This is a genomic window from Rhizobium sp. SVR5-2C (assembly GCF_056755115.1).
In genome coordinates, this window is the sequence record NZ_JBNDHT010000311.1 from 1 (window position 1) to 643 (window position 643).

The following is a 643-nucleotide window of genomic DNA, read 5'->3' on the forward strand; positions in this document are numbered from 1 at the left end:
CTCTTTGTGCCGCGGGACCTCTCGCTTGAAACCGCGGCCACGCTTGGCTCGGCAGAATTCTCCACGTTGAGCACCGGCCTGGGACGATTGTTCTCCGACTACCTTGTCGATGTGGCCAACCGTTTGCCGATGCTCACCCAGGCCGATCTGCCTGGACTCGTGGCAGCCACACGCGCGATGATCCTTGCATGCGTGTCGCCATCGGCCGACCATATCGAAGCGGCAGAAGGGCCGATCGCCAATGTCCTTCTCGAAAGGGCGCGACAGCTGGTGCGGAACCGGTTGCTCGATCCGAAACTTGGGTCTGAGTTGGTGCGGCGGGAGCTCGGTATCTCGCGCACGCGGCTTTACAACCTGTTCGAGCCCTTTGGCGGGGTGATGCACTATATTCAGCACCGCCGGCTGCTCAGTGCCTATGCAGCGCTCGCAGATCCAAAGGATCGGCGCCTGATATTCCAGATCGCAGAAGAATGCGGTTTCAGCGACGGCGCGGAGTTTAGCCGCGCGTTCAAGCGAGCGTTCGGCGACAGCCCGAGCGAGGTGAGGAACCGAGGCGGAGGCGGCATCCCAATTCGGCTGGACCTTGAGGATTGCCCGTCAGAAGAGCGGCTGGGCGTGCTTTTGCGCCGCTTGCAGGGATAGC

The 643-nt window shown here is 62.2% G+C and carries 1 protein-coding gene; it reads left to right on the forward strand.

Annotated elements, in window-relative coordinates; all coding sequences use genetic code 11:
• Positions 1–642, forward strand: a 642-nt coding sequence (locus ACPYOI_RS35850; RefSeq protein ID WP_481420261.1) for a helix-turn-helix domain-containing protein, incomplete at its 5' end; no start/stop codon positions are given.
• Position 643 lies beyond the last annotated feature (1 nt).